Below are 18,592 nucleotides of genomic sequence, written 5' to 3' on the forward strand. Positions count from 1 at the left end.
AAGATGAAAAGACGGCAAGAAGAAAGGAAGAGAAAAATGGGATATAATGTGGCGGTAGACGGTCCTGCAGGAGCGGGAAAAAGTACGATCGCAAAACTGGTTGCCAAAGAAAAAGGATATATATATGTAGATACAGGAGCTATGTACAGAGGCTTGGCAATTCATTTCTTAAAAAAAGGAATTTCAGCCGAAGACAAAGAAGCTGTGGCAAAGGCATGTAAAGATGCAGATGTAAGCATTGCGTATGAAGATGGCGTACAGCAGGTTTATTTAAACGGTGAAAACATTACAGACATGCTTCGTACAGAAGAAGTCGGAAATATGGCGTCCAAAACGTCGGCTATTCCGGCAGTGCGTGAAAAACTTTTGGAACTGCAGCGGACACTCGCAGCAGAAAAAGATGTGATCATGGACGGACGCGACATCGGAACGAACATTCTTCCTAATGCAGATGTAAAGATTTATTTGACAGCCAGTGTGGAAACAAGAGCAAAACGCAGATATGATGAACTTACCGAGAAAGGTGAGAACTGTGATTTTGAAGAGATCGCACGGGATATTCAGGAGAGGGATGCGCGAGATATGAACAGGGAGATTGCGCCGCTTAAAAAAGCAGACGATGCTGTTTTGGTGGACAGTTCCGACATGACGATTGAGGAAGTAGTGAATACGATATGCAGTCATTGCAAATAGGCAGATTTTTCATGAAAGATGAAGGGGACAGAGAATGAAAGTGATAAAGGCGAAAACTGCCGGTTTTTGTTTTGGTGTAAAAAGAGCGGTTGATACAGTGTACGAACAGGTCGATTCGGCGTGTGGAAAGATCTACACTTACGGTCCGATCATTCATAATGAAGAAGTGATCAAAGATATGCGGAATAAAGGCGTTATCGTACTTCGCTCAGAAGAGGAACTGGACAAAGTCGGTGAGGGTACGATTATTATCCGATCCCATGGTGTAGAAAAGCGGATCTATGATAAGATCGAACAAAAGGGGCTGCGGATCGTAGACGCAACATGCCCGTTTGTGAAGAAAATTCACAATATCGTGTCAGAAAAAAGCGCAGAGGGGGCTCACATTGTAATTATCGGTAACCCCGATCACCCTGAAGTTCAAGGGATAAAGGGGTGGGCGAAAGATCGTGTATCCGTAGTACAAAGCGCAGAAGACGCTTCTCATCTTGCGGTCGATCGAAATGAGAAGATATGTGTCGTTTCTCAGACGACATTTAATTACAATAAATTTAAAGATTTAGTTGAAATTATAATAAAAAAGAGTTATGATGTAAGTGTTTTAAATACAATCTGTAATGCTACAAAAGAGCGTCAGACTGAAGCTGAAAGCATTGCAGAGTCGGTGGATGCTATGATCGTTATTGGAGACAAACATAGTTCCAATACTCAGAAATTAGTTGAGATCTGCCGCAAAGCATGTGACAATACGTACTATATACAGACACTTGACGATTTGGATTTGAATCAATTAGGGTCAGTGGAAACAGTAGGTATTACAGCAGGGGCATCCACGCCCAACAATATAATTGAGGAGGTTCAAAATAATGTCAGAATTATCTTTTGAACAGATGTTAGACGAGTCATTTAAAACAATTCACAATGGAGAAGTAGTTGAGGGAACAGTAATCGACGTGAAACCGGAGGAGATCATCCTGAATATCGGTTACAAAGCAGACGGTATTATTACAAAGAATGAATATTCCAACGATCCGTCAGTCGATCTCACAAAAGTAGTGTCCGTAGGTGATACGATGACCGTTAAAGTTTTGAAAGTAAACGACGGAGAGGGTCAGGTTCTTCTTACATATAAGAGACTTGCAGCCGAGAAAGGAAACGAGAGACTGCGCGAAGCATTTGAAAACAAAGAAGTTCTTAAAGCTACAGTTACGCAGATCCTTGGAGGCGGTATTTGCGCTACAGTTGATGAAGTCAGAGTATTTATCCCGGCAAGTCTTGTATCTGATTCTTATGAGAAAGATCTCGGAAAATACGAAGGACAGGAAATTGAATTTGTAATCAGCGAGTTCAATCCGAGAAGAAACCGCGTGATCGGTGACAGAAGACAGCTTCTTGTTGCTGAGCGTGCAGAAAAACAGAAAGAACTTTTTGCAAGATTAAAAGTTGGAGACAGAGTAGAAGGAGTAATCAAAAACGTAACAGATTTCGGTGCGTTTGTTGATCTTGGCGGAGTAGACGGACTTCTTCATATTTCTGAGATGTCATGGGGAAGAATCGATAATCCGAAGAAGAATTTCCATGTCGGAGATACATTGACTGTTCTTGTGAAAGATATCCACGATACAAAGGTTGCTCTTAGTTTGAAATTCCCGGAGACAAATCCGTGGGCGAACGCTGCTGAGAATTTTGCAGTTGGTACTGTAATTACAGGAAAAGTTGCTCGTATGACAGATTTTGGTGCATTCGTAGAACTTGCACCTGGAGTAGACGCACTTCTTCACGTATCTCAGATTTCAAGAGAGCATGTTGAAAAACCGTCTGACGTTCTTTCAGTAGGACAGGAGATCACAGCAAAGATTGTTGATCTGAATGAAGAAGAAAAGAAGATCAGCTTGAGCATGAAAGCATTAGAAGCAGATCGCGACGAGGAAGATGCTGTATCTGTTGATTATAGCGCAGATGCTGAGTAATTTTCTTTTGAAGTTTATATAATGGATAAGAAGGGGAACGATGCTCACATTGGGTGTCGTTCTCTTTATTGTGCTAAGAAAGAGTAAAAATTTTGTGGAAATGTGTAATTGTATAATTTTGTCGTTTGAATGACTGGATTTTTGTACCTCATTCTAGTAAAATAACGTAATATGAGAATAATGCAGGAATAGAGTATGATACATAGATTCTGTTTTTGCAGAAAAGAAAGGAAGAATATCATGGGACTTCTGACATTTAAAGGCGGTATCCATCCGGATGACGGAAAACGTTTTTCCAAAGACAGTGAAATCCGTACATTACTGCCAAAAGGCGAATTAGTGTACCCGCTTTCACAACATATCGGAGCGCCCGCCAACCCGATCGTAAAAAAAGGAGATCATGTTTTGAAAGGACAGAAGATCGCAGAGGCAGGAGGTTTTGTCTCCGCTCCGATCCACGCTTCGGTATCTGGAACCGTGAAAGGGATGGAGTATCGATTCAATCCGGCGGGTACAAAAACAGAGTGTATCATCGTTGAGAACGACGGTGAATATACGGAAATCGATTATCCGGAAGTGAAGCCTTTCTCGGAAATGACGCGGGAAGAAATTATTGAAAAAATCGGAGAGGCAGGGATTGTCGGAATGGGAGGGGCAGGATTCCCTACAAAGGTAAAACTTTCCCCGAAAGAGCCGGAAAAGATAGAATATATTATTGCCAACTGTGCAGAATGTGAACCATATATTACAGCGGATTACCGTAGAATGTTGGAGAATACGGCAGAACTTGTAAATGGCATGCGTATTGTTCTTTCCCTTTTTCCAAATGCGAAAGGAATCTTTGCTGTAGAAGATAATAAGAAAGACTGCATTGAGAAATTAAAGAAAGAAACACAAGATGAACAAAATATGGAAGTGAAAACGCTCATGACAAAATATCCGCAGGGAGCAGAGCGCCAGTTGATCTATGCTGTGACCAAACGTGCAATCAATTCTTCGATGCTTCCGGCAGATGCAGGATGTATTGTTGATAATGTAGAAACATTAATCGGAATCAATACGGCAGTTGCAGAAGGCAAACCGCTTATGGAACGTGTCGTTACTGTAAGTGGTGACGCGATAAATTCGCCTGGCAACTTCAAAGTTCTTCTTGGAACGAATCATATGGAATTAGTTGAAGCTTCGGGAGGATTTTCACAGCAGCCGGAAAAACTGATCTCAGGGGGACCGATGATGGGATTTGCTATGGTAAGTGCAGAAGCTCCTGTGACAAAAACATCTTCTTCGATTCTTGCGTTTAAGGAAGATATTGTTGCGAAAAGTATGGAGACAGCCTGCATTAATTGCGCCAGATGTGTTGATGTCTGTCCAAGCCGTATTATACCGTCTCGACTTGCTGATCTGGCTCAAAGACATAACGAAGAAGCGTTTGTGGCAATGAATGGTCTTGAATGTGTGGAATGTGGTTCGTGCAGTTATGTCTGTCCGGCAAAACGCCCGTTAAAGCAGGCGATCGGCTCGATGAGAAAGATCGCGCTTGCAAACAAAAGGAAAAAATGAGAGAGGTGAGTAAAATTGAATGAGAATTATCATGTATCAGCATCCCCGCATATTCGTGACAAAATAAAAAGCAGTAACATCATGCTGCTCGTTGTGATTGCGCTGCTTCCGGCAACGGTGTTCGGAATTTGGAATTTCAGACATGAAAATGCGTGGATCTTAGTTGCAGCAACAACGGCTGCGGCTGTACTTTCTGAATATATTTATGAAAAAATAATGCATAAGCCGGTTACGATCGGAGATTTCAGCGCAGTTGTGACCGGTCTTCTGCTCGCTTTGAATCTTCCACCGACACTTCCGTGGTGGATGGGTGTACTTGGAGCGGTGTTTGCAATCGTAGTAGTAAAACAGCTTTTTGGCGGATTAGGACAGAATTTTATGAACCCGGCATTGGCGGCAAGGTGCTTTCTGCTGATCTGTTTTACCCAAAAGATGACTTATTTTGTGTATGATGGGGTGACAGGAGCGACTCCTCTTGCAGAGCTGAAAAGCGGAAATGTTGTCAACACAATGGATATGCTTCTTGGAAATGTGCGAGGTACGATCGGTGAAACGTCAGTGATCGCTATTATGATCGGAGCAATGTTTTTGATTCTGACCGGGGTGATCGATCTTAGAATTCCGGGATCTTATCTTTTATCATTTGTTGTGTTTATCACAATTTTTGGCGGAAATGGATTTGATCCATGGTACATAACTGCTCATCTGTGCGGCGGAGGATTGATGCTTGGAGCTTGGTTTATGGCGACAGATTATGTAACGTCACCGATCACTAGTAAGGGAAAGATTCTATATGGTATCTGCATGGGAATCCTGACAGGACTCTTCCGTTTGTTTGGAGCTTCTGCAGAAGGCGTTTCTTATGCGATCATCATCAGTAATCTTTTAGTTCCGTTGATCGAGAAGATTACTCTTCCGAAACCGTTTGGTAAAGGAGGGGAAAAATAATGAATAAAATTATAAAAAATACATTGATTTTAACTGCAATAACAGTTGTTTCCGGTTTTTTGCTTGGCATTGTTTATGATGTCACTAAAGAACCGATCGCTCAGGCGCAAGAGCGCACAAAACAAAAAGCGTTTCAAACAGTGCTCTCCGAAGCTTCGGAATTTAAAACATATGAAGCGTTTGATGAAAAAGAAGCAGCTGAAATTTTGAAAGAAAATGGCTATACGGACGATATTACGGAAGTTGCAGAAGCTGTCGATAAAAACGGAGAGACGATCGGCTATGTGATTAACGTTACATCCCATGAAGGTTATGGCGGCGATATTGAAATCTCTGTAGGCATCGCCTCGGACGGAACCGTGAAAGGGATCGAGATGTTGTCCATCGGCGAGACCGCAGGTCTTGGAATGAAAGCGAAAGATGCTGAGTTTAAAGATCAGTTTCGAGATAAAAAAGTAGAAAAATTTTCCTATACAAAAAACGGAGAAAAAGGTGAAGATAAGATCGATGCGATCAGCGGCGCTACAATTACAACAAGCGCTGTGACGAATGCGGTTGATTCGGCTCTTGTCTATTATCAAACAGAGTTAGGAGGCGCTATCAATGAATAAGTGTGCAGAACGTCTTTATAATGGAATTGTAAAAGAAAATCCTACCTTTGTACTTATGCTTGGAATGTGTCCGACGCTTGCGGTCACAACGTCTGCCATTAATGGAATCGGTATGGGACTTTCTACAACAGCGGTGCTCGTTATGTCAAATATGCTGATATCCATGCTTCGGAAAGTGATTCCGGATTCTGTCAGAATGCCGGCTTTTATCGTTGTCGTAGCTTCCTTTGTTACGATTGTAGATTTCCTTATGGCAGGATTTGTTCCGGGACTTTACAAAGCTCTCGGACTGTATATCCCGCTTATTGTTGTAAACTGTATCATTTTAGGAAGAGCGGAGAGCTATGCATCGAAAAATCCGGTACTTCCGTCTGTTTTTGACGGAATCGGTATGGGACTTGGATTTACGATCGGACTCACATCAATCGGTATTGTAAGAGAATTGCTGGGCGCAGGAGAAATCTTTGGTATTCGCGTTATGCCGGAATCTTATGAACCGCTTACAATTTTTGTTCTTGCTCCGGGAGCATTCTTTGTTTTGGCATGTTTAGTGGCTCTTCAGAATAAAGTGAAGGCAAATATCGCGAAAAAAGGAAAAGAAGTTCCTGCATCGGCAGGATGCGCGGACGGATGCGCCGCTTGTGCAAGCAAAGGAATCTGCGGCGGACATCTTACAGAGACAACTGCAAAACAAGAAGAGATAAAGAAAAAAGAAATAAAAAATGAAAAAGAAGAGGAGGAGGCATAAATGCAGGAATTACTTTTAATCGCGGTCGGCGCTGCTTTTGTAAATAATGTTGTCCTCAGCCAGTTCCTCGGAATCTGTCCGTTTTTAGGGGTTTCTAAAAACGTAAAAACTGCGGCAGGAATGGGCGGAGCTGTTGTATTTGTTATTACGATCGCTTCCTTTGTAACTGGATTGATTTATAAATTTATTCTCGGAAATCCGAAAATCTTAGGCGGAGAACTTCAATACTTGAATACGATTGTATTTATTTTGGTCATCGCTGCGCTTGTTCAGTTTGTAGAGATGTTTTTGAAGAAAATAATGCCTCCGTTATATAATGCGCTTGGTGTGTATCTTCCGCTTATTACAACAAACTGTGCAGTTCTTGGCGTGGCTCTGACGAATGTGCAGAATGGATATTATGAAAAAAGTGTCGGTATGGGACTTCTGACCGGAGTTGTGAATGGGTTTGCCACAGCCGCAGGATTTTTTGTCGCAATCGTTTTGATGGCGGGTATCCGGGAAAAAATTGAACATAATGACGTTCCGGAATCTTTCAAGGGAACCCCGATCGTTCTTGTGACTGCCGGATTGATGGCAATCGCATTTTGCGGATTTTCAGGATTAATATAGGAGGTGCAATAAAATGAATATAACAGCGATTCTTTTAGCTGCCGCGATCGTCGGCGGGGCAGGGTTGTTTATCGGCATCTTCTTAGGCGTGTCCGGTAAGAAATTTGCTGTTGAAGTTGATGAAAGAGAAGAGGCAATCCTTAATACTTTGCCGGGAAATAACTGTGGAGGCTGCGGATATGCCGGCTGTTCAGGACTTGCGTCTGCTATCGTTCAGGGAAAGGCAGATGTCGGAGGATGTCCGGTTGGAGGCGCTCCTGTGGCGGAGAAGATCGGCAAGATCATGGGCGTGGATGCTTCGGCAAATGAGAGGAAAGTTACGTTCGTAAAGTGCGGCGGAACATGTGAAAAAGCAAAAACAGAATATGAATATTTTGGAATCAAAGACTGTATCATGGCAAGCCAGATGCAGGATGCAGGAGCGAAAGGCTGTTCATATGGATGTCTCGGTTATGGATCCTGCGTAGAGGCATGTCCGTTTGACGCGATCCATATTGTTGACGGGATTGCGGTAGTTGATAAAGAAGCATGTAAAGCCTGTGGAAAATGTGTGGAAGCCTGTCCGAAGCATCTGATTGAATTAATTCCGTATAAACAGAAAACATTCGTACAGTGTAACTCTAATGAAAAGGGAAAAGCACTGATGGACGTCTGTCAGGCAGGGTGTATCGGATGCCGTCTCTGTGAACGGAATTGTGAAGCTGGAGCGATTACGGTCAATAACTTTTTGGCTCATATTGATGCCGATAAATGTACGAATTGCGGCGTATGTGCAGAAAAATGTCCGCGTAAGATCATAACGGTACGTTTTGAAGCATAGTTGGATCAGGAGACAGAAAGCAAACTGGCGAAGCAGGACTCCGATCGGGATGTGAGGTAAAATATGAAGAAAAATGACAAGATTCTTATTGTGGGTGTCCTGCTCATTGCTTTGGCGGCGTTTGGATTTCAATGTCTGCGTCCGGCAGGTGATGAAGCTAAATTAAAAATTACTGTAGATGGAAAGCTTTTTGGAACGTACCGACTATCTGAGGAAAAGACAGTTAAAGTGAACGACACAAATAAAGTTTTGATCAAAGACGGAGCTGTCTTCATGGAATGGGCAGATTGCCCGGATCAGATCTGCGTTCGTCATAAGAGGATCAGCCGCAATGGAGAAAGTATCATATGCCTTCCGAATAAAGTAGTCCTGTCGATAGAAAGTGAAAAGAAAGGACAGCTTGACGGAATTGCGCAGTAGACAGGAGAGAACAGATTGAGAAACAGAGCTGCATATTTCGGTATATTTACGGCATTAGCATTGATTTTAGGCTATGTAGAGATGCTAATTCCGATTCAGTTTGGAATTCCGGGTGTGAAACTGGGACTTGCCAATCTCGTCACCATCCTTGTTTTATATAAAATGGGATGGAAAGATGCTCTGCTCTTATCTGTTGTCCGCATTGTATTAGGCGGATTTATATTCAGCAATCTCTTTGCTGTTTTTTATAGTCTTGCAGGCGGACTTTTGAGTTTGTCAGTCATGGGAATTGTAAAGAAAACGGGAAAATTTTCTGTAGTCGGCGTTAGTATCTGGGGAGGGATTTTTCATAATATCGGGCAGCTTGCTGTTGCCATGGCTGTTGTTCAAACATACGAAGTGGGATATTATTTCCCGGTTCTTTTAGTTGCAGGACTTTTGACCGGAATGGTGATTGGAATACTTTCCGGGGAAGTGCTGAAACGAATTAAAAATTTACGGTTGAAGGAATAGAAAATATGATTTCATATATAAGAGGTGAGCTTGCCGCAGTTGAGGAAGAAAAGGCGGTTGTTGATGTAGGAGGCATTGGATACGCAGTGTTTATGCCCCATCAGGCATTAGCGCTTTTACCTCCGGCAGGAAATGAAGTCAAACTGCATACCTATTTAAATGTAAGAGAAGATGCTATGCAGCTTTTTGGCTTTTTGACAAGAGATGATCTGGAAATCTTTCGTCTTGTGATCGGAGTAAGCGGGATCGGACCGAAAGGAGGTCTGAATATACTGTCTTGTATGTCGCCTGATGATCTGCGATTTGCAATTATGTCAGGGGATGTGAAAATGATTTCCTCTGCTCCGGGAATCGGGAAAAAAACTGCAGAGAAGTTAATCGTAGAACTTCGGGATAAAGTGGATATTGAAAAGATGCTCGATCATGCTGCACATCCTGAAGAAGATAAACGTACAGATTCTCTTCAGGCTGTTTCAAACGAAATACAGTCAGAAGCAGTGCAGGCGCTGGTTGCGCTGGGATATACGAGCGCAGAAAGTCTCCGCGCAGTGAAAAAGGCATCTGATCAATGCCAAACAGTGGAAGATCTGTTGAAAGAAGCGCTGAAATATCTTTTCTAAGAGGGAAAAGAAAGGCTGAAAAGGAGACAACAGAAAGAGGCAGAAAGGAACTAATGGACGGTAATGGGAAAACGAATCATAACGACTGAGAATTTAGAGGAAGATATTAAGATTGAAGGAGAATTACGGCCACAGCGCCTCTCTGAATATATTGGTCAGGAAAAAGCAAAGGCGACACTTGGCATTTATATTGAGGCGGCAAAGGCGCGAGGAGAATCCCTTGATCATGTACTCTTTTATGGTCCTCCGGGTCTTGGAAAGACAACACTTGCCGGAATTATTGCGAATGAGATGGGCGTGCATATGAAGGTAACGTCCGGGCCGGCGATTGAAAAACCGGGAGAAATGGCAGCAATTTTAAACGGTCTGCAGGAGGGGGATGTTTTGTTTGTCGATGAGATTCATAGACTGAATCGTCAGGTAGAGGAAGTTCTTTATCCTGCAATGGAAGATTTTGCCATTGATATTATGATCGGAAAAGGATCCGGCGCCCGTTCAATTCGACTGAATCTGCCTAAATTTACATTAGTCGGCGCAACAACAAGAGCCGGAATGTTGACGGCGCCTCTTCGAGATCGTTTCGGAGTAATGCACCGTTTGGAATTATATACACCGGAAGAACTAAAAATGATTATTTTGCGTTCGGCATCCGTCTTAAACGTTGAGATTGAAGAGGAGGGAGCGCTGGAACTGGCGCGCCGTTCCCGTGGAACACCCCGACTTGCTAACCGGCTTTTAAAACGTGTAAGAGATTTTGCACAAGTAAAATATGACGGTAAGATTACAAAAAAAGTAGCTGATTATGCGCTTGACCTTCTTGATGTTGACAAATATGGGTTAGATCATATTGACCGGACTATCCTTCTTACAATGATCGAAAAGTTTCAGGGCGGTCCGGTTGGATTAGATACTCTTGCAGCGGCAATTTCGGAAGACGCAGGCACATTGGAAGACGTATATGAACCGTATCTCTTAAAGAATGGATTTATCCAGCGGACTCCGAGAGGGCGTATGGTCACAGAATTGGCATACCGCCATTTAGGAATCGATTCTTTTGCAGAGTAATAGTTTCGAAAAAAGTAGTTGGTTTTTGTCGCTAAATAGTTTATAATAAGTTTTAAGAAACGCGAGGAGGAAGCTATGAGTTCAGCAAAACATTTTACGGAAGTATTGATCGGGGGAAAAGTATATACTTTGAGCGGATTTGAGGGCGAAGAGTATCTGCAGAAAGTGTCTTCCTACTTAAATCATAAGATAACAGAATGTACAAATAGTGAAGGATACAGGAAACAGAGCGCTGACACAAGGAATGTACTTCTCGCCCTTAACATTGCCGACGATTATTTCAAAGCGAAAAAGCAGGGAGATTCGTTGGAAAGCGATATTGAGTTAAAAGATAAGGAAATGTATGATCTGAAACACGAACTTATCTCAGCACAGATAAAATTGGAAAATGCGGAAAAAGAGTTGGCAAAACTCAAAGAAGAGAATAACGATCTGCAGATGCAGATTGTAAAACTTGAAACCGAGATGAAAAATCGCAGAAGATAAAAAAGAGGCTGTCAGTTACATGGCAGCCTGTTTCTTTTCGATACAGAATAGAGATACAGTTGTTTGTTCTAAAAAAGAAGAACGACTGTACAGGGAAGGAGTCAGTATGGGAAAAACCCCGATAGAGATTTTGGCGCCGGCCGGATCTTATGCATCCTTTAAGGCGGCAGTCAATGCCGGTGCAGATGCTGTATATGCCGGAGGACCGAGGTTTGGAGCAAGAGCATATGCAGATAATTTTACAGAAGAAGAGTTGATCGAAGCGATCAAGGAAGCGCATATCTATGGAAAAAAGTTTTATCTCACAGTAAATACATTATTAAAAGATCAGGAAATTTCTGAATTATATGCATATCTGAATCCCCTTTATAAAGCCGGATTAGATGCAGTGATTGTACAGGATATCGGAGTGTTGGAATTTGTAAGAGAACATTTTCCAAAGATGGATATTCATGCGAGTACGCAGATGACAATTACGGGATATCGTGGGGCGGCATTTATGAAACAACAAGGAATTTCCAGGGTTGTTCCGGCAAGAGAACTGTCTTTTTCCGAAATCAGAAGGATAAAAGAAGAGACAGGCTTAGAAGTAGAATGTTTTGTTCATGGAGCACTTTGTTATTGTTATTCAGGACAATGTCTTTTGAGCAGCTTAATCGGAGGCCGAAGCGGAAATCGAGGACAGTGCGCGCAGCCATGCAGACTTCCTTATACGGTAGAAGGAGAAAAAAAGTATTATTTAAGTCCGAAGGATATCTGTACATTGGAATATATTCCTGATCTTGCAGAAGCCGGGATTGATTCTTTTAAGATCGAAGGACGTATGAAAAAACCGGAATATGTTGCGGCAGTGACCGCGATGTACCGAAAATATACAGACCTGTACATGAAAAAAGGAAGAGAGGGATACAAGGTTGACCCGAAGGATCAATCGGCTTTAATGGATCTGTATAACAGAGGTGGCTTTTCAAAAGGTTATTACAGGCAGCATAACGGACAGAATATGATGTCGGTTGACCGTCCGAATCATGCGGGTGTTCCTGCGGTTAAAGTGAAAGGACAAAAAGGCCGACAGATTACAGGAATCCTTCTTACTGATCTTCATGCAGGAGATGTTTTGGATATTTCAGGAAACTATACAGTTGGAAAAGATCAGAAAAAGGGAGAACCCTTTTCCATGCTCGTACAAAAACAGGTGCATGTAAAACCAGGCATGGTCATTAGCAGAGTGAGAAATGAATTTCTGATTTCTTCTGTTCATAGTCAATATATAGACAATGATGCAAAGCGGAAAATAAAAGGGCATCTGGAACTTAGGGAAGGCAAGCCGGCAAGTTTGACGTTGCGCTGTGGGGAAAGCGTATATACTGTGCATTCAGCCGGACTCGTTGAACAGGCGCAGAAGCAGCCGATGGATCAAAAGCGGATTGCGGTGCAGATCGAAAAATTAGGGAATACTCCATTTTCGTTTGAATCGTTAGATATTCAAATGGACGAAATGGTTTTCCTTCCGATTAAACAGCTCAATGATTTAAGAAGAGCTGCGGTAAGTGGGTTGTGTGAGACTCTCGCGGGACACGATTTCCGTGAGGACTCTTTCGAAAAGAAATGGGAAGAATGTAAGTCTGAAACAGAGGCTGAAAGGGAAGAGAAACAAGGGAATACTCCTTTATCCTTTTCCGTTCTTTTAGAAACAAAAGAACAGCTTTCGGCAGTAAACGCCTTTTTAGAAGAAACAAAAGAGGGCGCAGAGATCGTGCGTGTTTATATCGAGAGTAATCTGTTTCAAGACAATATTTTTGCAGAAATCGACGCTTTAAAAGAGAAAAAAGTTGAGCGCTTTCTTGCTCTTCCGCATATCTTCAGAGAGGGAAGCGAAGCACGGATCAGACAATGTCTTGCGCAGGCTGCAGCAGCGGATCTGGAAGGAGTCCTTATTCGAAATTGGGAACAATATGCACTGCTTTGTCAATTAGAATTTGACAAAAAAGTGATTTCGGATGATAATCTATATGTGTTTAACCGATTTGCAAAAAGTTTTTTGAAGAAAAACGGTATTTTTGAATTTACTGCTCCGGCGGAATTAAATGAACGGGAGCTGGAAAAACTCGGAATCAAAAATGCGGAGCTTACAGTATATGGATATCGTCCGGTTATGATTTCAGCACAGTGTATTATGAAAACAAGAGGAAAGTGTATAAAGAAGCCTTCCTGTATACGAATGAAAGATCGGATTGGAAAAGAGTTCCTTGTTCAGACTCGTTGTGATGAATGTTATAATGTTGTTTACAACAGCGCTCCGTTATATTTAGGAAATCAGAAAGATCGGATTGAGGAACTGGATCCGAAAAGGCTTCGGATTCGATTCGGAGCGGAGCGGAAAGAAGAAGTAAAAAAAGTATTGAAACAAGTGATCGGCTCATTTGGAGAAAAGCCGTCGTTTGATTATACACAGGAGCATTTTAAACGCGGCGTATTATAGTGGAGCCGGTTAACGGTAGGAGAGATAACGTGGTAAATATTATCGTTGAATTATCAAAATATGTAATCATCGTACTTATGGCAGCCTATACCTTTTCATGTTTCTCTATATTTACAAGAAATTATGAAGATGAAGAAAAAAAGGTTTTGATCCGGCAGGACGTATTGATGTTTCTTTTGCAGTTTGCTGCTTTCGGCACGATGTATTTGGTGACAAAAGATATTCGGATTATATTTCTATATGCGGTATTGGCGGTGATCCTTTTGGCGGTGATCCTTTTGTATAATTTGATCTATCCGAATGTATCAAGACTTGTCGTCAACAACATGTGTATGCTGATCACCGTTGGAATGATCATGATTACAAGGCTGTCATCAGATAATCCGTCTCCATACGGAACCGCAGTCAGACAGCTTATATTTGCAGCTTTGGGTATTGCGTTCGGACTGGTTGTTCCGGTTTTGATTCGGAAAATGAAATTTCTTGATCAATGGACATATATTTATGCGGCGGTAGGCGGAGCGGCGCTTCTTGCAGTCGCACTGTTTGCGCAGATGTCCGGCGGTGCAAAACTGGGATTTGAGATTGCCGGCATCAATATACAGCCGTCAGAATTTGTAAAAATCATTTTCGTATTTTTTGTTGCGGCAAGTTTGAATAAATCAAAAGAATTTAAAAATATTGTTATAACAACAGCTATTGCAGCAGCACATGTGCTGATCTTAGTGCTTTCTACGGATTTAGGAGCGGCTCTGATTCTTTTTGTTGTTTATCTTGTCATGCTTTTTGTTGCGACAAGACAATGGCTGTATGCAGTGGCAGGACTTGGAGCAGGAGCGGCCGCAGCAGTTGTCGGTTATCATTTATTTGCCCATATTCAGGTCAGAGTTGAAGCGTGGCAGGATCCGATCGGAACTTATAGTGGAAGCGGCTATCAGGTAGCACAGTCTTTATTTGCAATCGGAACAGGAAGCTGGTTCGGGACAGGACTTTTTAAAGGTCAGCCGGATACGATACCGGTTGCGGAAACAGATTTTATTTTTTCGGCAATTACAGAAGAAATGGGCGTGATCTATGCACTTTGTCTGATCTTAATCTGCGTAAGCTGTTATGTGATGTTTTTGAATATTGCAATGGAATTGAGAAATAATTTCTATAAATTGATCGCACTCGGATTAGGAACCTGCTATATATTTCAAGTATTTTTACAGATTGGCGGCGTCACGAAATTCATTCCTTCTACAGGAATGACTCTCCCGTTTGTAAGTTACGGCGGAAGTTCTATGTTAAGTACGATGATTATGTTTGGGATTATTCAAGGTCTTTATATTATCAGAGAAGATGAGGAAGAAGAACGGGAAAAAGCGAAGCTTAGAAAAGAAAAACTAAGAAAAGAAAAGCTGAAAAAAGAAAGGAATCGAAAAAATGGCGTGGGAAGAACAGCGCCCCGAACGACGGCAAAAAGCGGACCGAGATTCGAAGAGGTCCCAAGACAGAAGCCGCGGAAAAAAACGGGAACGCGCACAAAATAAAGATTTTGCTAAAATCACATACTTTTTTGTTATTCTGTTTATTGCGCTGATGGGATATCTCGTCTATTTTACAACTGTAAAAGCAAAAACGTTTGTTAACAGTCCATACAATCAACGGCAAGATTCTTTTGCTCAAAGTGTTGTCAGAGGAGATATTACAGACAGAAATGGAAATGTACTTGCTACAACAGAGGTAGATGAAGATGGAGCAGAGACAAGAGTCTATCCGTATGGTTCTCTTTTTGCTCATGTTGTCGGTTATAACGATTCCCAATTCGGAAAGACTGGTCTTGAATCTGCTGAAAATTTTGATCTTCTTACATCAAATGCATTTTTCATGGAAAAGATTCAAAACGAATTTAAGGGTGAAAAAGATCAAGGTGATACGGTTGTGACAACGCTTGACGCGGATCTTCAACAGGCGGCTTATAATGCACTTGGTGAAAATAAAGGAGCCGTGATCGTGATGGAAGCGGATACAGGGAAAATACTCTGTCTTGTTTCGAAACCGGATTTTGATCCGAATACACTGGAAGAAAATTGGGAAATACTAAACACAGATGAAGAAAACAGTCCGCTGTTAAATCGTGCCACAAACGGGTCTTATGCTCCGGGATCAGTATTTAAGATTGTAACGGCGCTTGCTTATATGAGACAAAACGCTGATTATAATTCTTATTCTTATGATTGTCAGGGCGCGATCACACAAGAGAATGCTACGATCCGCTGCTTCAACAGTACAGTGCACGGCTATGAAGACCTGAGAAGCTCTTTTGCTAATTCCTGCAATGCTTCGTTTGCCAATATCGGATTAAGTCTTGATATCGATGGTTATAGAGCAACGGCAGAAGATTTGCTTTTTAATAAGAAACTTCCAAGCGTGATGGATTATACAAAAAGTTCTTTTGCGCTCAATTCAGAATCCGGATCTGCAGAGATCATGATGACAGCGATGGGACAGGGTAAGACGATGGTGAGTCCTTATCATATGGCGCTGATTACAGAAGCGATCGCAAACGGCGGAACATTGATGCAGCCGTACTATGTAGATAAAGTGACAAATTATACAGGAACAGAAGTGAAAAAAAATGTTCCGAAAAGCTACAAACGGATCATGACTTCAGAAGAAGCAGCACAGTTAAAAGAGTATATGGCAGCGGTGGTAAGTGAAGGAACAGGCTCTGTTTTGAACGGGAGAGCTTACACAGCGGCCGGAAAAACCGGAACTGCAGAATACAGTATGATAGACGGAGAAAAGACACATTCCTGGTTTACAGGTTTTACAAATGTTGATAACCCTGAGCTTGTGATTACTGTAATTACTGAAGGTTCTGACGGAAGCGCCGGAGGAAAGGCGGTAACCATTGCCGGAACTGTATTGGATGCTTATTATAATCGGTGAAAATATGATGCAGATAAAATTTTATTATAATCTGTATGTCAGCGAATGCTGGCAGGAGAAAAAGGAAAAAATCATAAAAAGACTGAAAGCAAATAGGCTTCAGCCACAAGTATATGTCGTTGCATTATCGCAAGGAGAACAAAATCAATTAGAATTTTTTCCGAGCGCTTTGTTAAAGCAGCATGTTTTTGAACATGCGCGGCTTTTTGTGGTCGGCGTTGCAGACGGCTATGACGAAGCGCTTTTCCTTGTTGAAAAAATTGTCCAAGACGTATATGAAAAAACAGATAAGGTAAAAATAAGACAGTTTTTTTTAATGGATCAGGCTGAATACGAGAAAAAGGGACGGTAGGCAGATGTTACATATCATACTACTTATATTAAAAATAATCGGGTTTTTGCTGCTTGCTATAATCGGGATTGTGATTTTTGCTCTGCTTTTGATCCTTTGCGCCCCGGCAGGCTATCAATTTCATTTGTCGACAGATGATTCGAAAAGAGGAATTCGGGGGAATTTGCGCTTTTACTGGATAAGACCTTTGTTTTCCGGGGAGATCTGCTATGACAAAGGGAATTTAACATGGAAGATTCGAGCTGCTTGGAAAAAGTTTGGAGATGGAGAAGAACCGAAAACATCAAAGACGCAGGCTTCTGCTTTAAACGAGAAGGTAAATGGTCAAAAAAGTGCAGGTCAAAAAAATGAAGAGCAGAAAAGTTTAGAAGAGCAGACTTTAGTTCAGAAAAAGGCTGCCTCTAAAAATTCAGTGCAAAAAAAGACAGATCAAAAGGAAACTTTTGAGTCGGAATCTTTAAAAGAAGAACATTGGGAATCAGAACATTCAAATAATTCTCAAAAAATCGAAGAGAACAAACAGTCTTCAAAAAGAAAGACATGGTCTTTAGAAACTTTTTTGAAAAAGATAAAATATACATTCCGAAAAATATATGCTAATATAAAAGCATTGATAATGAAAAAGGAAACTGTTGAAAGATTTTTGAAAAATGAGATCCACAAAAATGCATTTGCTAAATTTATAAAAGAAATGAAGCGGTTTCTTTTTAAATTACGACCTCAAAAAGCGGAGATAAAATCAAAATTCGGATTTGAAGACCCGGCGGTAACGGGGTATGTGTTAGCTTTTATAAGTTGTATTTATCCATTTTTCGGAGAGTATGCAGATATCGAACCGGATTTTGAGAATAAAGTATTAGATTTGGAAATGCAGGTGGAAGGCAAGATCAGGATTCTTTCTTTGTTCTTATTTGTATTTCATATGTTGGTGGATAAGAACGTAAGAATAACGATTGCACATTTTAAAAAGTTAAAACTATAATAAGCGAAATGTTTAAATGGGAGGAAAGAAAAAATGGCAGATAATAATAACGGTTTTAAGTCGACAGTAGAAGCGCTTTTTCAAGGGATGGATGCAGTTGTATCTTCCAAGACAGTAGTAGGAGATGCAATTCATATTAATGATACGATTATTCTTCCTCTTGTAGACGTTTCATTTGGAATTGGAGCAGGCGCTTTCTCAGCGGATAAGAAAGAAAAAGGCATGGGAGGAATCGGCGGAAAGATGTCTCCAAGTGCGGTAATTGTAATCCAGGGCGGAAAGACAAAACTTGTTAATGTAAAAAATCAGGATACGATCACTAAAATACTGGATATGGTTCCGGATGTCGTGGAACGCTTTTCAGGTAAAGAGGAGCGTATGACGGAAAAAGAAGTGAATGATATCCTCGATTCGGAAATTGAAGATTAAGAAGAGAAAAAGAGAAATAAAAATGTGTGAATTGGTTCTGAAAGCAGAAGACGGCACATAGATTAGAATAAGAAACTTCCCGGAAGTGATGGATTATGAAAAAGATATGTGGATTTGCGTTATTTTGGATGGCGATCGGGATGTTCATAATGATGATGCTTCCGAATGTTGTATGGGGAGTTATTTTGATTGTTTTGTTTTTGCTTATCGGGTATCGTCTCTTTTGCTGTTGTTAAGCGAGAATGGACAGTAACCATTTTAGAACAGTTTTAGAATTTGTTTGATAGAAAACAAAGAGGGTGTCGCAAAATCATCAGATTAGATGATTGAGCGATGCCCTCGCTCTA

General features: G+C 41.4%; 21 protein-coding genes. All 21 read left to right on the plus strand.

Annotated elements, in window-relative coordinates; genetic code table 11:
- Positions 1-36: 36 nt before the first annotated feature.
- Positions 37-693 (plus strand): (d)CMP kinase, encoded by a 657-nt coding sequence (cmk, locus tag RCH61_RS08090; protein WP_306480393.1) that lies wholly within the window; start codon positions 37-39, stop codon positions 691-693.
- Between the two features lie 34 nt (positions 694-727).
- Positions 728-1,579: a 4-hydroxy-3-methylbut-2-enyl diphosphate reductase gene (ispH, locus tag RCH61_RS08095; protein WP_306480394.1), complete on the plus strand. Its 852-nt coding sequence runs from the start codon at positions 728-730 to the stop codon at positions 1,577-1,579.
- Positions 1,560-2,663 (plus strand): 30S ribosomal protein S1, encoded by a 1,104-nt coding sequence (rpsA, locus tag RCH61_RS08100; protein ID WP_306480395.1) that lies wholly within the window; start codon positions 1,560-1,562, stop codon positions 2,661-2,663. Before ispH ends, rpsA begins: the two co-directional genes overlap by 20 nt.
- 240 nt (positions 2,664-2,903) lie before the next feature.
- Complete coding sequence (gene rsxC / locus RCH61_RS08105; RefSeq protein ID WP_306480396.1) at positions 2,904-4,223, plus strand: electron transport complex subunit RsxC; 1,320 nt, start codon at positions 2,904-2,906, stop codon at positions 4,221-4,223.
- A gap of 15 nt (positions 4,224-4,238) precedes the next feature.
- Positions 4,239-5,171 carry an RnfABCDGE type electron transport complex subunit D gene (locus RCH61_RS08110; RefSeq protein ID WP_306480397.1) on the plus strand — a complete coding sequence of 311 codons (933 nt, stop codon included), beginning with the start codon at positions 4,239-4,241 and terminating at the stop codon, positions 5,169-5,171.
- A complete protein-coding gene (locus RCH61_RS08115; protein WP_178006743.1) occupies positions 5,171-5,782 on the plus strand; it encodes an RnfABCDGE type electron transport complex subunit G in 612 nt (203 codons plus the stop codon). Before RCH61_RS08110 ends, RCH61_RS08115 begins: the two co-directional genes overlap by 1 nt.
- Complete coding sequence (gene rsxE, locus RCH61_RS08120; protein ID WP_178006741.1) at positions 5,775-6,530, plus strand: RnfABCDGE type electron transport complex subunit E; 756 nt, start codon at positions 5,775-5,777, stop codon at positions 6,528-6,530. The genes RCH61_RS08115 and rsxE overlap by 8 nt, the downstream gene beginning before the upstream one ends.
- Positions 6,531-7,142, plus strand: coding sequence for an electron transport complex protein RnfA (locus RCH61_RS08125; protein ID WP_178006739.1), 612 nt, complete (start codon positions 6,531-6,533; stop codon positions 7,140-7,142).
- A gap of 13 nt (positions 7,143-7,155) precedes the next feature.
- Positions 7,156-7,962, plus strand: a complete 807-nt coding sequence (locus RCH61_RS08130) for an RnfABCDGE type electron transport complex subunit B (RefSeq protein WP_178006737.1) — start codon at positions 7,156-7,158, stop codon at positions 7,960-7,962.
- A gap of 63 nt (positions 7,963-8,025) precedes the next feature.
- Complete coding sequence (locus RCH61_RS08135) at positions 8,026-8,382, plus strand: NusG domain II-containing protein (protein ID WP_178006735.1); 357 nt, start codon at positions 8,026-8,028, stop codon at positions 8,380-8,382.
- A 15-nt stretch (positions 8,383-8,397) separates the two neighbouring features.
- The gene (locus tag RCH61_RS08140; RefSeq protein ID WP_178006733.1) at positions 8,398-8,895 is read left to right on the plus strand and encodes a Gx transporter family protein; all 498 of its coding nucleotides are present in this window, start codon (positions 8,398-8,400) and stop codon (positions 8,893-8,895) included.
- Between the two features lie 5 nt (positions 8,896-8,900).
- Positions 8,901-9,515 carry a Holliday junction branch migration protein RuvA gene (gene ruvA / locus RCH61_RS08145; RefSeq protein ID WP_178006731.1) on the plus strand — a complete coding sequence of 205 codons (615 nt, stop codon included), beginning with the start codon at positions 8,901-8,903 and terminating at the stop codon, positions 9,513-9,515.
- 63 nt (positions 9,516-9,578) lie between these two features.
- Complete coding sequence (ruvB, locus tag RCH61_RS08150) at positions 9,579-10,580, plus strand: Holliday junction branch migration DNA helicase RuvB (RefSeq protein ID WP_178006728.1); 1,002 nt, start codon at positions 9,579-9,581, stop codon at positions 10,578-10,580.
- Between the two features lie 75 nt (positions 10,581-10,655).
- Positions 10,656-11,066 carry a cell division protein ZapA gene (zapA, locus tag RCH61_RS08155; RefSeq protein WP_009242690.1) on the plus strand — a complete coding sequence of 137 codons (411 nt, stop codon included), beginning with the start codon at positions 10,656-10,658 and terminating at the stop codon, positions 11,064-11,066.
- A 106-nt stretch (positions 11,067-11,172) separates the two neighbouring features.
- A complete protein-coding gene (locus RCH61_RS08160) occupies positions 11,173-13,548 on the plus strand; it encodes a peptidase U32 family protein (RefSeq protein ID WP_306480398.1) in 2,376 nt (791 codons plus the stop codon).
- 29 nt (positions 13,549-13,577) lie between these two features.
- Entirely contained in the window at positions 13,578-15,080 is a 1,503-nt protein-coding gene (locus RCH61_RS08165) for an FtsW/RodA/SpoVE family cell cycle protein (RefSeq protein ID WP_306480399.1), read from the plus strand.
- Positions 15,081-15,129: 49 nt separating this feature from the next.
- Positions 15,130-16,482 carry a peptidoglycan D,D-transpeptidase FtsI family protein gene (locus tag RCH61_RS08170; RefSeq protein ID WP_306480403.1) on the plus strand — a complete coding sequence of 451 codons (1,353 nt, stop codon included), beginning with the start codon at positions 15,130-15,132 and terminating at the stop codon, positions 16,480-16,482.
- 4 nt (positions 16,483-16,486) lie between these two features.
- Complete coding sequence (locus tag RCH61_RS08175) at positions 16,487-16,834, plus strand: hypothetical protein (protein ID WP_306480404.1); 348 nt, start codon at positions 16,487-16,489, stop codon at positions 16,832-16,834.
- Positions 16,835-16,838: 4 nt separating this feature from the next.
- Positions 16,839-17,816: a DUF2953 domain-containing protein gene (locus RCH61_RS08180; RefSeq protein ID WP_306480400.1), complete on the plus strand. Its 978-nt coding sequence runs from the start codon at positions 16,839-16,841 to the stop codon at positions 17,814-17,816.
- 33 nt (positions 17,817-17,849) lie between these two features.
- Positions 17,850-18,245, plus strand: coding sequence for a GerW family sporulation protein (locus RCH61_RS08185; protein WP_306480401.1), 396 nt, complete (start codon positions 17,850-17,852; stop codon positions 18,243-18,245).
- Positions 18,246-18,340: 95 nt separating this feature from the next.
- A complete protein-coding gene (locus RCH61_RS08190; protein WP_306480402.1) occupies positions 18,341-18,481 on the plus strand; it encodes a hypothetical protein in 141 nt (46 codons plus the stop codon).
- The last annotated feature ends 111 nt before the right edge of the window (positions 18,482-18,592 follow it).

It is taken from the genome of Mediterraneibacter sp. (genome assembly GCF_030825015.1).
In the GTDB taxonomy this organism is placed as follows: domain Bacteria; phylum Bacillota; class Clostridia; order Lachnospirales; family Lachnospiraceae; genus Mediterraneibacter.